Annotated in this window: 14 protein-coding genes and 1 pseudogene; all 15 read left to right on the top strand. The window is 64.7% G+C overall.

Going from position 1 to position 12,652, the window contains the following annotated elements; translation table 11 throughout:
• The coding region (gene acnA / locus VAE54_RS12340) for an aconitate hydratase AcnA (RefSeq protein ID WP_322802273.1) at window positions 1–2,326 on the top strand (2,326 nt) is incomplete at its 5' end.
• Window positions 2,327–2,359: 33 nt separating this feature from the next.
• Window positions 2,360–2,791 (top strand): ferritin-like domain-containing protein, encoded by a 432-nt coding sequence (locus VAE54_RS12335; protein ID WP_322802272.1) that lies wholly within the window; start codon window positions 2,360–2,362, stop codon window positions 2,789–2,791.
• Between the two features lie 104 nt (window positions 2,792–2,895).
• Complete coding sequence (locus VAE54_RS12330; RefSeq protein ID WP_322802271.1) at window positions 2,896–3,306, top strand: nucleotidyltransferase domain-containing protein; 411 nt, start codon at window positions 2,896–2,898, stop codon at window positions 3,304–3,306.
• Between the two features lie 40 nt (window positions 3,307–3,346).
• Complete coding sequence (locus VAE54_RS14680) at window positions 3,347–3,451, top strand: hypothetical protein (protein WP_416223807.1); 105 nt, start codon at window positions 3,347–3,349, stop codon at window positions 3,449–3,451.
• A gap of 32 nt (window positions 3,452–3,483) precedes the next feature.
• Window positions 3,484–3,609 carry a hypothetical protein gene (locus tag VAE54_RS12325; RefSeq protein WP_416223806.1) on the top strand — a complete coding sequence of 42 codons (126 nt, stop codon included), beginning with the start codon at window positions 3,484–3,486 and terminating at the stop codon, window positions 3,607–3,609.
• 114 nt (window positions 3,610–3,723) lie between these two features.
• Entirely contained in the window at window positions 3,724–4,719 is a 996-nt protein-coding gene (gene holB / locus VAE54_RS12320) for a DNA polymerase III subunit delta' (RefSeq protein WP_322802269.1), read from the top strand.
• A pseudogene (locus tag VAE54_RS14675) lies at window positions 4,649–5,146 on the top strand (Uma2 family endonuclease); the annotation flags it as partial. The gene holB and the pseudogene VAE54_RS14675, both read left to right, overlap by 71 nt.
• Before the next feature lie 16 nt (window positions 5,147–5,162).
• Window positions 5,163–5,387: a hypothetical protein gene (locus tag VAE54_RS12315; RefSeq protein ID WP_322802268.1), complete on the top strand. Its 225-nt coding sequence runs from the start codon at window positions 5,163–5,165 to the stop codon at window positions 5,385–5,387.
• Between the two features lie 513 nt (window positions 5,388–5,900).
• Window positions 5,901–7,745 carry a glutamine--fructose-6-phosphate transaminase (isomerizing) gene (glmS, locus tag VAE54_RS12310; protein WP_322802267.1) on the top strand — a complete coding sequence of 615 codons (1,845 nt, stop codon included), beginning with the start codon at window positions 5,901–5,903 and terminating at the stop codon, window positions 7,743–7,745.
• Window positions 7,746–8,963: a glycosyltransferase family 4 protein gene (locus VAE54_RS12305; RefSeq protein ID WP_322802266.1), complete on the top strand. Its 1,218-nt coding sequence runs from the start codon at window positions 7,746–7,748 to the stop codon at window positions 8,961–8,963.
• A gap of 111 nt (window positions 8,964–9,074) precedes the next feature.
• Entirely contained in the window at window positions 9,075–9,452 is a 378-nt protein-coding gene (locus VAE54_RS12300) for a VanZ family protein (protein ID WP_322802265.1), read from the top strand.
• A gap of 55 nt (window positions 9,453–9,507) precedes the next feature.
• Complete coding sequence (gene mce / locus VAE54_RS12295) at window positions 9,508–9,939, top strand: methylmalonyl-CoA epimerase (RefSeq protein WP_322802264.1); 432 nt, start codon at window positions 9,508–9,510, stop codon at window positions 9,937–9,939.
• Between the two features lie 83 nt (window positions 9,940–10,022).
• Window positions 10,023–11,144, top strand: coding sequence for a glycosyltransferase family 1 protein (locus VAE54_RS12290; RefSeq protein ID WP_322802263.1), 1,122 nt, complete (start codon window positions 10,023–10,025; stop codon window positions 11,142–11,144).
• 313 nt (window positions 11,145–11,457) lie between these two features.
• A complete protein-coding gene (locus VAE54_RS12285; protein ID WP_322802262.1) occupies window positions 11,458–12,225 on the top strand; it encodes a DeoR/GlpR family DNA-binding transcription regulator in 768 nt (255 codons plus the stop codon).
• Window positions 12,226–12,252: 27 nt separating this feature from the next.
• On the top strand, window positions 12,253–12,648 hold the full coding sequence (locus VAE54_RS12280; protein WP_322802261.1) for a sensory rhodopsin transducer: 396 nt from the start codon (window positions 12,253–12,255) through the stop codon (window positions 12,646–12,648).
• Window positions 12,649–12,652: the final 4 nt, after the last annotated feature.

The raw sequence follows: 12,652 nt of genomic DNA, 5'->3' as shown, positions 1-12,652 counted from the left end.
GTTCGAACGCAACCGGGAGCGCTATGCGCTGCTGCGCTGGGCCCAGAAGGCCTTCCGGAACTTTCGCGTGGTCCCTCCCGGCACCGGCATCGTCCACCAGGTGAACCTGGAATACCTGGCGAAGGTGGTCCAGACCCGGGAGGTAAATGGGGAGGCGGTGGCCTTCCCGGATACCCTGGTGGGCACGGATTCCCATACCACGATGATCAACGCCCTGGGGGTGCTGGGCTGGGGCGTGGGCGGCATCGAGGCCGAAGCAGTGATGCTGGGCCAGCCTTACTATATGCGCATCCCCGAGGTGATCGGCGTCCGCCTGACGGGCCGGCTCCCCGAGGGCGCCACCGCCACCGACCTGGTCCTCACCGTCACCCAGCTCCTCCGCAAGCGGGGGGTGGTGGATAAGTTCGTAGAGTTCTTCGGGCCGGGCCTGCGAAGCCTCAGCCTTCCGGATCGGGCGACCATCGCCAACATGGCCCCGGAGTATGGGGCGACCTGCGGATTCTTCCCGGTCGACGATGAGACGCTGGCCTATCTGCGGGGCACCGGCCGGGATCCGGAGCTGGTGGATCTGGTGGAGCGCTACACGAAAGCCCAGGGCCTCTTTTACGATGGCCAGGGTCCGGATCCTGTATACACCGATGTGCTGGAGCTGGACCTGGGGACCATTGAGCCCACCCTGGCCGGGCCGCGCCGCCCCCATGACCGGGTGCCTCTGCGGGAGGTGAAGCGCCAGTTCTGGGAGAACATCGCCTCGATGCTGCCCGCCTCGAATCCCACGAACGCTCCGGCGGTCGGCCGGCTGGAGGGGGAGGGAGGCGCAGCCGCGCCGGCGCCGGCAGCGACAGCCGCCCCTTCCACGCCGGCCCCCTGGGTCAGCCTGGATGGTCAGATGGTGGCCCTGGGGCATGGATCCGTGGTCATCGCGGCCATCACTTCCTGCACGAACACCTCCAACCCCTCCGTGATGATCGGCGCGGGGCTGCTGGCCCGCAACGCGGTGAAGCGGGGGCTGACGGTGAAGCCCTACGTGAAGACCAGCCTGGCTCCCGGCTCGCCGGTGGTGGTGGATTATCTGCGCCGGGCCAACCTGATGCCGTATCTGGAGGCCCTGCGCTTCCACCTGGTGGGCTTCGGTTGCACCACCTGCATCGGCAACAGCGGCCCGCTCCCGGAGCCCATCGCCAAAGCGATCCGGGAGCATAACCTGGTGGTCGTCGCCGTCCTGAGCGGCAACCGCAACTTTGAGGCCCGCATCCATCCGCTGGTGCGCGCGAACTATCTGGCCTCTCCAATGCTGGTGGTGGCCTATGCCCTGGCTGGCCGCATCGATATCGATTTCGAACGCGAGCCCCTGGGATATGACCCCAACGGCCAGCCGGTTTTCCTGCGGGACATCTGGCCCTCCCAGGAGGAGATCCAGCGGACGATCCGCGAGAGCCTGGACCCGGAGATGTTCCGGGCCCGCTATGCCCGCGTCTTCGAAGGGGATGAGCGGTGGCGGAGCCTCCCCGTCCCGGAGGGGGATCTCTACGAGTGGGATCCGGATTCCACCTACATCCAGGAGCCGCCGTTCTTCCGGGAGTTCTCCCTGGAGCCGCCGCCGCTGCAGGACATCCGGGGGGCGCGGGTCCTGGCGGTGCTGGGCGATACCATCACGACGGATCACATCTCGCCCGCAGGCAGCATCGCGGTCAACAGCCCGGCCGGGCAGTATCTGATCTCCCGGGGGGTTCCACCCGCCGACTTCAACACCTACGGCGCGCGACGGGGCAACCACGAGGTGATGATCCGCGGCACCTTCGCCAACATCCGTTTAAAGAACATGCTGGTGCCGGGGACGGAGGGCGGCTACACGGTTTACCACCCCACCGGGGAGAAGATGACGATCTATGAGGCCGCGATGCGGTATCAGGAGGCCGGCATCCCGCTCATCATCATCGCCGGCAAGGAATACGGGAGCGGCTCCTCCCGGGATTGGGCGGCCAAGGGCACGGCGCTGCTGGGGGTGAAGGCGGTGCTGGCCGAGTCCTTCGAGCGGATCCACCGCAGCAATCTGGTGGGGATGGGCGTGCTGCCATTGCAGTTCCGCCCCGGCGAGAACCGGGAAACCCTGGGCCTCACCGGCTTCGAAGTCTACGACCTCGAGGGGATCGCCGCCGGGTTGCGGCCGCGGCAGGAGGTGACCGTGCGGGCCCGACGGGCCGATGGGACGGAGGTCGTCTTCTCGGCCATCGCCCGCCTGGATACGCCGGTGGAGGTGGAATACTACCGGCATGGGGGGATCCTCCCGGCGGTATTGCGGCGGATCCTTCAGGAGGCCGCATAGGCTTTCTCCATTCTCAGCAAAGGGGAGGTCACCATGGATGAGAAGCTGACGCAGCTCATCGAAGGGCTGAACCGGGATCTCAACGCCGAGCTCAACACCATCATCCGCTACATCCGCCACGCCAGCGTCCTCAAGGGCCTGGCCGGCCACGAGGTCCGGGAGCTCCTCCAGAAGGAGGTCATGGACGAGGTCAAGCACGCCATGTATCTGGCCGACAAGATCGTCGCCCTGGGCGGGACCCCCCGGGTCCAGCCGCAGGCGCCCACGGAGGTCTCCGACTGGCGGGGCGTGCTGGAGGATTCCCTCAAATTCGAGCTCGAGGCGATCGCCGGCTATCGGGAGCGGGCGGCCCAGGCCGAGGCAGTCGGGGACATCGGCCTGAAGGCCACCCTGGAGATGTTCGCTGAGGACGAAACCCGGCACAAAGAGGAGATCGAACGCCTCCTGGGCGGCCCCGCCTTTTAGGTTAGGGTTGAAAGGTCAGGGAGGTGCGGCCATCCGGTCGCACCTCCCCACTTCCCGGATTCAAGTTTTCTCAAATTGAAACCGGAAAATTGGAGCTAATTATAATGAGCATAAATCGAAAGGCCAATATTGAAGAAATTTACGAAATTGTTCAGCAAATTGTGGAGCAATTCCATCCACAATCGGTCATTTTATTCGGGTCCTATGCCTATGGGGAGCCCGGACCCGAGAGTGATGTGGATTTGCTGGTGGTGATGGATACGCCATTGAAAGAAGTAGATCAGGCCGTCGAAATATGCCGGCATGTTCGATGCAGTTTTCCGATAGATTTGATCGTTTATAAGCCCGATAATTTTTTAAAAATGATTAAAATGTGCGATTTTATGCTCATAGATATTGTAAATAAGGGGAAGATACTTTATGAACGAGCTCACGCGGGAGTGGATTGCGAAAGCGGAGGGGGATTGGAGAACCAGTGCGCGAGAGCTCCGGGCGCGGCGACACCCGAACTATGATGCGGTCTGCTTTCATGCTCAGTAAACCGCTGAAAAATACCTGAAGGCTTTTCTTCAAGAGCATGAAGTTTACTTTCCCAAGACACATCATTTAATTGAACTGCTTCAGCTTTGCGTCCGTGTCGACCCGGCTTCGAGTTTTTGAGAGATCTGCTGATTCTGCTGGATCGATATGCGGTGCGATATCGCTATCCGGGTGAGGCGGCGGATCGAGAGGAGGCACGTCGGGCATTCCAGGCGGCGACGCAGGTTCGGGCTTTTGTTCGCCGGCGTCTGGGGCTGGGGGAGGCTCCTTCTCTGTAGGCAGTTTGTTGGGTTTCCGGAGGATTTTCCTGCGCTCACCCGGGAACAGACCATTGAGGTTCTGGAGTATCTGAAAGCCCTTCTGTGGGGGATAAAAGGGAAATCGAGGGGTTTATGACGCTGGCTCGTTGGGTGGTAGGCCATCCGTCAGTGATCGGGCGACTGGAGCGCCAGCGGGCGGAGGGACGGATCGCCCACGCGTATCTGTTTGCGGGACCGCCGCAGGTGGGGCGGCGAACCCTGGCCTGGACGTGGGGGATGGCGCTGTTATGCCAGGAAGACGACCCCCCATGCGGCTCGTGCCGGTCCTGCCGGCGGATGCAGGCCGGTCATCATCCCGACGCGTTCCTCATCGCCCCGGAGGGGAGCAGCCTGAAGATCGATCAGGTGCGGGAGGCCCAGCGGCTCCTCGCCCACACGCCCGTGGAGGGGCCCTACCGGATCCTGGTGTTCGATCAGGCCCAGGAGATGACGACCGAGGCAGCCAACGCCCTGCTCAAGACGCTGGAGGAGCCGCCCTCCTATGCGGTGTTGATGCTCATCGCGCCCTCCCCGGAGTCCCTGCCGCCCACCGTGGTCTCCCGCTGCCAGGTTTTCCCGCTGGACCCCCTCCCGGTCCCGGTGGTTCGCCAGGCGCTCCAGGAGCGATGGGGTCTGGCGCCGGACCTGGCGGATCGCCTGGCTCGACTGTCGGGGGGGCGGATCGGGTGGGCGGTGCAGGCCGCGCAGGATCCGGAGGTCCTGTCGGCGTATGAGGAGCGGATCCGGCAGATCCACCAGCTGCTCACCCAGGGGCGTGCCGAGCGTTTTGCTTTTGCCGAGGCGATGGCGGATGAAGACGAGGAGATGCGTTCCGCCTTCCTGGAAACCGCTATGGCATGGTGGCGGGATGCCCTGATCCTGGCCAGCGGCGCGGATCTCCCCCTCATCCATGAGGAGGATCGCCCGGCCTTGCAGGAAGTGTCCAGGCGGATCGGGTTAACCGGGGCGCGGGCCGCGCTGGAGGCGACCCGTCGCGCATGGCTGGCGTTGCAGCGGAATGCCAACGTGCGGCTGGCTCTGGAGGCGATGTTCCTGGACTGGCCGGAGCCCGTGGGGGAGCGCATATAGGGAGAACGAGATGCGGGTTCGCGTGATGACCGATGCCGGTGAGGAGATCGAGGGGACGTTCCTCCTGCGCCTGAGCGGGTGGACCGAGGAACGTTACTTTCAGGAGGCCCCTGAGGATCGGATCTGGGAGTTTGAAGATGGGGAGGTGACTGTGCATTCGCCTGCAACGCTGCACCATCAACGGCGGGTCGGCTTTTTAACCTTCCTGTTGAAAGGATACGTGGAAGCGCGAGGGCTGGGTGAGGTCTTGAACGGGCCGGCGGTCCTGCGGTTGAGGCCTGGAGCCGCGAAAGAACCGGATCTGTTTTTCATCCATCGGGATCGCCGTTCGGGCATCCGGGAGGAGTGGGTGGATGGTCCGGCAGATTGGGTAATCGAGGTCAGCTCGCCGGGGACATGGCGTTATGATCGGGAGGAGAAGGCTCGCGTTTATCAGGAGGGAAGTGAAGGAATACGGGGCGGTGGATCCCGAGCGACGGGAGGTGCTGATCCACCGAGCGGATCATCCAGGATATCGGGTGGGCGGGATCTCGGAGGGCCGCCGGGTCTCGACCGCCGTTCCCGGATTCTGGATCGAGGTGGAGTGGCTGTGGAGGCACCCCCTTCCTTCTGCCCTGGATTGCCTTCGCCAGATCCTTGGCCCCGGCGGCCTGGAGGAGGGGGCTTAAACGGATGGGGGGCGGATGGTTTCATCATCCCCCCTCACCTCGAACCCTGGGCTCAAATCCCTGCGAAGGAGGTCCAGCGATGCCTTGTGAATGTGAAAGGGAAAGTGGGGGGAAGCCAGCGCCTGGCCCGTGAGGGATCCCTCGCGGGTGACGAGGGAGGCGGTTCCCCGCATACGCGGGGCTAACCCGGTGCCAGCCGGGGAAAATCGAGGGTTCGGCGGATGCCGCCGGGGGCCTGGCCGCGGTCCCCACTTCCCCCCCATCGAAGCCGGCCGACAAAACCATCGGGCAACCGGTGGGACAAAACGGCCGGCGGCGGCCTCATCCACATCCCCCAGAGCCAGGATGCTCGGGGACAGCGTCCGCTCCTGTGTTCCCAGGGAATCCATCGCGCAGGGGCTGTGGTTCGGGTGTTCCCGAATGCGGGCTGTGGATCGTTGTCCGGGTCCGCGGAGCGGGTGACCATTCGATTTGGATCTCCAGAACCTGCATCAGAACATCAGGAGGTTTTCCATGTGCGGGATTGTTGGCTATGTGGGGGATCGGGATGCGGTGCCCATCCTGATCGAGGGCCTGAGACGCCTGGAGTATCGCGGCTATGACTCCGCCGGACTGGTGGTGGTTCGGGACGGCCGTCTGGAGATCCGGCGGCGCGCCGGGAAGATCCGGGAGCTGATCGACCTGCTGGAGGCGGAGCCGGCCTCCGGACCCATCGGGATGGGTCATACCCGCTGGGCCACCCACGGTGCCCCGGCGGATCATAACGCCCATCCCCATCGGGATTGCACCGGGCGCATCGCGGTGATCCACAACGGGATCGTGGAGAATTTCGCCGAGCTACGCCAGCAGCTGGAATCCCGCGGCCATCGTTTCACTTCGGAAACGGACACCGAGGTGATCGCCCATCTGATCGAAGACTACCTCCGGGGGGGCGCGGATCTGGAGACGGCCGCCCGCCACGCCTTCCGGGCTCTCCGGGGCGCCCATGCGATCGTGGTGCTTTCGGCGGATCATCCGGACCGTCTGATCGCGGTGCGCATCGGCAATGCGGGCGGGGTGGTGATCGGGCTGGGGGAAGGGGAGATGTTCGTCGCCTCGGATATCCCGGCCATCCTGGAGCACACCCGCCGCATGCTCTTCCTGGAGAGCCGCCAGATGGCGATCGTGCGCCGGGATGCGGTGCAGGTGATGACCCTGGAAGGGGAACCGGTGACGCTGCCGGCGCATATCATCCCCTGGGATCCAGTGGCCGCCGCGAAGGGGCCTTACCGGCACTTCATGCACAAGGAGATCCACGAGCAGCCCCGGGCGGTGACGGACACGCTGCGGGGACGGGTGGACTTCGAACATGGCCGGGTGCGGCTGGAGGAGGTGCCCCTGACCGAGGACGAGGCCCGTCGGATCTCGCGCCTGATCATCGTTGCCTGTGGGACCTCTTATTACGCCGGCCTCGTCGGAAAGTTCTACTTCGAGTCCCTGGCCCGCATTCCCACGGAGGTCGATTATGGGAGCGAGTTCCGATATCGCGATCCGGTGCTGGGGGACGGGACGGTGGTGCTGGCCATCTCCCAGAGCGGCGAGACTGTGGACACGCTCGCGGCGATGGAGCGGGCGCGGGATCAAGGGGTGCGGCTGTGGAGCATCGTCAACGCCATCGGCTCCCAGGCCCATCGGATCGCTGATGCCTGTATCCTGATGCACGCGGGCCCGGAGATCGGGGTGGCCTCCTCCAAGGCGTTCACGGCCTCTCTGGTGGACCAGTTGCTGCTGGCGTTGCGGCTCGCGGAGCTCCGGGGAGCCATGGGCCCGGAGGCGATTCGGGAACACGTTCAGGCGCTTGCCCGCCTCCCAGACCTCCTGGGTCGGGTTCTGGATCGCGAGGGGGAGGTCGAGAAGGTAGCCCAGGGGTTCTATCGCTATGAGGACTTCCTGTATCTGGGGCGAGGGTTGCTGTATCCCATCGCCCTCGAGGGGGCCCTGAAGCTGAAGGAGCTGAGCTATATTCATGCGGAAGGCTACCCGGCGGGGGAGATGAAGCACGGGCCCATCGCCCTCATCGATGAGCGGATGCCCACGGTGGCCCTGGCGCTTCAGGATCCGGTGACCTATGAGAAAATGCTCAGCCAGATGGAACAGGTGCGGGCCCGGCGGGGGCAGGTGATCGCCCTGATCACCGAGGGAGATCCTATGGCCGCCGCCCGCGCCGATGTGGTCCTTGAAGTCCCATCTGCCCCCCGATGGCTGTTGCCGATGGTGGCAGTGATCCCCTTGCAGCTGCTGGCCTATCATATGGCGGTGCTGCGAGGCTGTGATGTCGATCAGCCTCGGAACCTGGCCAAGAGTGTGACGGTGGAATGAATGGGCGAGGCCGTCGTGAGCGGCGAGCGCTGTTCGGTTGTGATGATCGGCCCCTTCGGGCTGCGCCCGCGAGGGACGATGCGGGCGCGCGCGCTCCCGATGGCCCGGGCGCTGGCCCGTCGGGGTCACCAGGTGACGATCCTCCTGCCTCCATGGCCAGGCCCGGAGGATGCCGGACGGTCCTGGGTAGAGGAGGGTGTGCGCATCCATTGCCTGCCCCTGCCCCAGGGACCGTTTTTCCATCTCCGGCTCGCCGGGAGGATGGCGCGGGAGATCCTGCGGTTGCGGCCGGACGTGGTGCACGGCTTCAAGCCGAAGGCGTATCCGGGCCTGGTCCACTGGGCGTTCTGGCACCTGCGCCGGATCGGGCGATTCCGGGGGGCGCTGGTGGTGGATACGGATGACTGGGAGGGGCCCGGGGGCTGGAACGATCGCAATCCCTACACGCCATGGCAGCGCCGCTTCTTCGCCTGGCAGGAGCGCTGGGGGATGACCCATGCGGATGCCCTCACCGTCGCCAGCCGGGCCCTGGAGACCCTGGCATGGGCGATGGGGATCCCGCCGCAGCGGGTGTTCTATCTCCCCAACGCCGCTTGGTTCGTCGGCCCGCCGCGCTTGTTGCCCCCGGCTCCTCCCAAAGTGGTGCTTTACACCCGTTTTCTGGAATTCCAGCTTGACCGCCTGATCCGGGTGATGGAGGGCCTCGCCCGGCGCTCCTCCGATTTGCGCTTTCTCTACGTGGGACAGCCGTTGGGGGATGAGGAGGCCCGCTTCCGGGAGGCGGTGGCCGAGGCAGGTCTGATGCACCGCATCGATTGGGAAGGATGGGTGGAGCCCACGCGGCTCCCGGAAGTTCTGGGGCGTGGCCATCTGGCGCTCTACCTGATGGACGATGATCTGGTCAACCGGGCGAAATGTCCGATGAAGCTGATCGATCTGCTGGCGGCCGGCCTGCCCGTGGTCGCCGACGCCGTGGGACAGGTCCCGGAGTATATTCGCCATGGAGAAACCGGGTGGCTGGTGCCGCCAGGGGACGTATCCGCTATGGTGGAAGCGGCGTGGAGGCTTCTGCAGGATCCATCGGCCGCGTGGCGGATCGGGGAGAACGCCCGCCAGATGATTGCCGCAGCCCATCGCTGGGAGCATCGGCTTCCCACGCTGGAAGCCGCCTATGCGGAAGCCCTCGCCCGGGCCGGGGGGCGCCGGCATGCGGTCTGAGGCCTTCCGGGGAAGCCGGAGGGAGGGCCACGGAAAGCCGCTCCTGCCGGCCCCGATCGCCAATCCCATAGGCTTCCGCCCTGATCTTCCCCTGGCGAGGGGGAGAACCGGATGATCCTGCGCCGTCGATGGCTGGTGATCGCAAATGCTCCGACAGCTGTGCGGTGGGGGATGACCCTGCTCTGGATGGCGGTGATGTTTTTCCTGTCCGCCCAGCCGCATCTGCCGCAGGCACCGGAGCCGTGGCTTGATACATTGCTCAAGAAAACCGCCCATGGGCTGGAGTATGCGATCCTGGCCGTTCTGGCCCGCTGGACCCTTCAGGCCCATGGTGTGCCCTGTGCGGACCGCTGGGCCTGGGGATGGGCAGTGCTTTACGCCCTCACCGATGAGGCTCATCAGGCCATGGTCCCCGGCCGCCACCCCAGCGGGTGGGATGTGCTCATCGATGCCCTGGGGGCGGCGATCGGGTTGTGGGTGAGGAGATAAGGAAGCGGCGTTTACGCCACGCGTTGGTCATCATATCCCATGGAGGAACAGAGGGATGCCCCGACTGAACCACGTGGCCATTGTGGTGGAGGACCTGGAGGCCGCGCTGCCGTTCTTCCGCGATCTCCTGGGATTGCCCCTGGACCGGGTGGCGGAGGTGCCGGAGGAGGAGGTCCGGGTCGCCTTTTTCCCGATGGAAGGCGGCGAAATCGAGCTGGTTCAACCCACGACTTCCGAATCCGGTGTCGCTCGCTTCCTGGCCCGTCGGGGTCCCGGGTTGCACCATATCTGCGTGGAGGTGGAGGATCTGGAAGCCACCCTGAGGCGGCTGCAGGCGGCCGGCGTCCAGCTGATCCACGAAACCCCCCTGATGGGGCGGGAGGGGACCCGGTATGCGTTCATCCATCCGAAGAGCGCCTTTGGGGTGCTGGTGGAGCTTTACGAGCGATCCCAGACAGGGGAACGTGAGGCCCCGGCGGAGGCATAGTGTTCTGTCGCTGCCGGGGGATCTCCGCTGACGGAGGGGAGGGCCAGCCTCACCGCATATTTTCCTCGGAAAGGGCCAGCCGGATGATCCTCTTCGACGGCCGGGTGATCAACGATCGGTTCCCGGGGGTCGGGCGCTATGCCTATCGTTTATTGGAGGCGATCCTGGCTGTGGAGCCGGAGCTGGAGGTCGTTCTGCTTTATACTCCGGCGCTGCCGAACCGGCGCTGGGATCTGGGGCGTCTCACGGGGTCGCCTCGCCTGCGCCTGCTCACTGTTCCGATCCCTCCGTTTCATCCGGCCGAACATAGCCTCATCCCCTGGTTGCTTCGGCGCTGGCCGGAGGCCCTGGTCCACGTTCCCCATTATGCGGTTCCTGCGGGCCTGTTCCTGCGACCCGGTCCTCTCATCGCGACCTTGATGGATCTGACCCCTCTGCGTCTTCCTGAGGCCTGGCCGGTCCTTCAACGGGCGATTTACCGGCTGTGGCATCGTCTGGTTCTCGCCCGGGCGCGGGCGCTCTTCACCCTTTCCGAAGCGACCCGCCAGGATCTCCAGCGCTTCTTCGGTCCTATCCAGCCGCCGGTGATCATCACTCCGGCCGCCGCGGATCCGGGATGCACCCCCCGTTCGCCCCGGGAGGTCATGGCGATCCGGCACCGCTACGGCCTTCCTCCATCTTATGCCCTTTACGTGGGCATCAACAAGCCATCGAAGAACCTGGATCGATTGGTGGAGGCCTGGCGGAGGGTTCGACCCCGATTGTGTTCCGATGGGGAGCCTCCCCTCCTGCTCCTGGCCGGGCCGTGGGATCCTCGATATCCCTTGCGGCTGGGGGAGGGCGTTCGACACCTGGGGATGGTTCCGGAGGAAGCGTTGCCTGCCCTCTACACCGGCGCGCGGCTCTTGATCTTCCCTTCGCTGTGGGAAGGATTTGGCCTGCCGGTTCTCGAGGCCATGGCCTGTGGCGTTCCGGTGGCGTGCTCCGACATCCCGGCGCTGCGAGAGGTGGCGGGGGAAGCCGCCCGGTTCTTTGACCCGCGAGACGTGGAATCGATGGCGCGGGTCATTGCGGAAGCCTGGGATCATGCGGAAGATCCGGTGTGGCGCGCGCGGTGTCAGGCGCAGGCCGCCCGGTTCTCCTGGGAAGAGACCGCGCGGCGCACCCTGGAAACCTATCGAGCGGTGAGCGGTTCGCGCCCCTGACCGCCATCCGTGCGGAAGTTCCTCTCATTGCCAAAGGCCCCCTGGTGGATCCTTCCTCATGGCCTGGATCGGCCGAGCATCTGGAATGCAATCCCTGTCGGACTTCCCTTGATGGTTCATCACCTCGAAAGTGTCCTGGGATCGGGAAGATCACCGCTTGCGGATGGTCGCTACCCCAGAGAATCTCGCTGGCTTACCGAGCCCTCAGCGAGGGGATCGCCGCCGTGCTCAAACCGAACCGATCATCGGGTCTTGACAAACGATTGATTCTGATTAAAATCGAAGGCAGATTTTTCGAAATAAATCGAAACTTATGGTCCGCTTCCCCCATGAGCGTCGGCAGGCGATCCTGCGGATCCTGGAGGAGGAGGGCCGGGTGTCGGTAGCGGATCTGAGCCGTCGGTTTGCCCTGTCCGAGGTGACGATCCGCAAAGATCTGGCCTGGCTCGAGGCCCAGGGTTTGCTGATCCGCACCCATGGGGGGGCGCTGCCGGCCGATCGCAATCCGGCGGAGCTTGCCTTCGAAGTGCGGGAGCGGCTGAACCGGGAGGAAAAGCTGCGGATCGGTCAGGCGGCGGCCTCCCTGGTGCAGGATGGGGATAGCATTGCTCTGGATGCCAGCACGACGGCGATGTATCTGGCCCGCTTCCTCCGGGATCGCCGGGAGCTTACGGTTGTGACCAATGGCATTCGGGTGGCGATGGAATTCGCTGGCCGGTCGGGCATTACGGTGCTGATGCCTGGGGGCACGCTGCGCTGGGAGGCCTTCTCGCTGGTGGGAGCATGGGGCGAGGACATCCTGCGGCGGATTCACATTCAGAAAGCTTTCGTCGGGGCGAAGGGTTTGACCCTGGAGGAAGGGCTGACCGATGTGAACCCGGAGGAGGTTCGTCTGAAATCCGCCATTGTGGAGGCCGCTAAGGAAGTTATCGCCATTGTGGATCATACGAAATGGGGTCGTGTCGCATTCGCCACGTTCTGTCCTCTGGATCGGGTCCGGCTGGTGATCACGGACAACCAAGCGCCCCCGGATATGGTGGAAGCTGTTCGAGAGCGCGGCGTGGAAGTCTGGCTGGTCTGACCTATATCCTAGATCGGAGGGGCTTTGATGGCGCGGCGGCGTTCCTCGAAAGCCCATGGGCATCGCGTGTGGTATATCCCGGATGGGTATCTGCCGCCCCTGACCCCCGGGCAGGCCGATCTGGTCAGCCATGAATCTCTATGTCTTCTCAATCCCTCCGCAAAGGAAGCCCATATCACGCTGACAGTGTATTTCGAGGACCGGGAGCCGATTCGCGGGATTTCCCTCATGCTTCCCCCGGAGCGCACCTGGCATGTGCGCCTGGATAACCCCGAGCATCTGGGCGGTCATGTCCTTCCCCGAGGGGTTCCTTATGCCCTGAAGGTGGAAAGCGATGTGCCCATTGTTGTTCAGCTCTCGCGGATGGATGTCACTCAACCGAATCTCGCGCTGATGACCACGATAGGATACCCTGCGGGATAGGGGG

This window comes from Thermoflexus sp., from assembly GCF_034432235.1.
Lineage (GTDB): Bacteria > Chloroflexota > Anaerolineae > Thermoflexales > Thermoflexaceae > Thermoflexus.
This window is presented reverse-complemented; position numbering and strand designations above follow the sequence as displayed.

What these genes read in the sequence shown, in the direction of transcription:
- VAE54_RS12335 (WP_322802272.1), top strand. Translation starts at nt 2,360, where the DNA reads ATGGATGAGAAGCTGACGCAGCTCATCGAAGGGCTGAACCGGGATCTC.
- VAE54_RS12330 (WP_322802271.1), top strand. Translation starts at nt 2,896, where the DNA reads ATGAGCATAAATCGAAAGGCCAATATTGAAGAAATTTACGAAATTGTT.
- holB (WP_322802269.1), top strand. Translation starts at nt 3,724, where the DNA reads ATGACGCTGGCTCGTTGGGTGGTAGGCCATCCGTCAGTGATCGGGCGA.
- glmS (WP_322802267.1), top strand. Translation starts at nt 5,901, where the DNA reads ATGTGCGGGATTGTTGGCTATGTGGGGGATCGGGATGCGGTGCCCATC.
- VAE54_RS12305 (WP_322802266.1), top strand. Translation starts at nt 7,746, where the DNA reads ATGGGCGAGGCCGTCGTGAGCGGCGAGCGCTGTTCGGTTGTGATGATC.
- VAE54_RS12300 (WP_322802265.1), top strand. Translation starts at nt 9,075, where the DNA reads ATGATCCTGCGCCGTCGATGGCTGGTGATCGCAAATGCTCCGACAGCT.
- mce (WP_322802264.1), top strand. Translation starts at nt 9,508, where the DNA reads ATGCCCCGACTGAACCACGTGGCCATTGTGGTGGAGGACCTGGAGGCC.
- VAE54_RS12290 (WP_322802263.1), top strand. Translation starts at nt 10,023, where the DNA reads ATGATCCTCTTCGACGGCCGGGTGATCAACGATCGGTTCCCGGGGGTC.
- VAE54_RS12285 (WP_322802262.1), top strand. Translation starts at nt 11,458, where the DNA reads ATGGTCCGCTTCCCCCATGAGCGTCGGCAGGCGATCCTGCGGATCCTG.
- VAE54_RS12280 (WP_322802261.1), top strand. Translation starts at nt 12,253, where the DNA reads ATGGCGCGGCGGCGTTCCTCGAAAGCCCATGGGCATCGCGTGTGGTAT.